Origin of the sequence: Collinsella aerofaciens, assembly GCF_027679495.1 — a bacterium.
Taxonomy (GTDB): Bacteria; Actinomycetota; Coriobacteriia; order Coriobacteriales; family Coriobacteriaceae; genus Collinsella; species Collinsella aerofaciens_AK.
Genome location: NZ_JAQEKC010000066.1, coordinates 1 through 912 on the forward strand (window position 1 = coordinate 1; position 912 = coordinate 912).

Annotated in this window: 1 protein-coding gene; it reads right to left on the reverse strand. The window is 55.9% G+C overall.

Annotated features, from left to right (window positions below):
* Positions 1-36: 36 nt before the first annotated feature.
* On the reverse strand, positions 37-726 hold the full coding sequence (locus PGW49_RS10360; RefSeq protein WP_270226450.1) for an MATE family efflux transporter: 690 nt from the start codon (positions 724-726) through the stop codon (positions 37-39).
* Positions 727-912: the final 186 nt, after the last annotated feature.

Consider the following 912-nt stretch of genomic DNA (forward strand, 5'->3'; position numbering starts at 1 on the left):
CGGCGGGGCCATTGTGGCTCTTGACAGCGGATTGGGTCATATGAGCGAAAGACGCCATGCACCCGGAGCGCGCATCATGCGCAACACGATCATCGTTGCATTGGAGCAAATGGTCAGCGCCACTGCGATGCCGCAGCCCAGCGCCTCCATATGCAACACAGCGACAAAGATGATATCCAGCACCACGTTAACAAGGCAGCCAGAGGCAATGATCACGGCGGGCCCGCGCGTGTCGCCCACGGCACGCAGCAGTGCGGTTCCCATATTTAGCAGCAGTGCCGCAACCATCGCGGCAAAATAACAGCGAGCATAGGCCACGCCCTCGGCCAATAGTTCATGCGGCGTGTTCATAAGCACCAGCATGGGCTCAACGAACACTATACCGAGAATGGAGAAGACGATACCGCCCACCAGCGCGAGCGTCATGGCCGTGTGAACCGAACGACTCAGTCGTTCATCATCGTGCTGGCCAAAATACTGACCGGTAATGACCGCGCAGCCGGCGCCGACGCCAACGCAAAAGCCAATGCAGAGCTCGGTGAGCACCATCGTGGCTTGAATGCCACCCAGCGCGAGCTTGCCGCCAAACTGGCCGACGATATACGTACCGATAAGCGTGTAGGCCTGCTGAAAAAACGAACTAAAAAAGATGGGAACGCACAGCGACAGCAATTGCTGCCAAATGACACCTTGCGTTACATCGATCGCCGTAGATTTCTTAGCCACACGCCCTCCCCACACGCATACGTCAAACAGCAAAACGGCAATTTAAGACCAAAGCCAATATCAGCTTAGCACCGACTGGCGTCGACCGAAACACCCCGAATCAGAGCCAGGTGCGAAATATCTGCCTCCTTGATTATCAACTTCATCCGAACACTTCCCACATTCATCCGCACATGTGCGGATGAA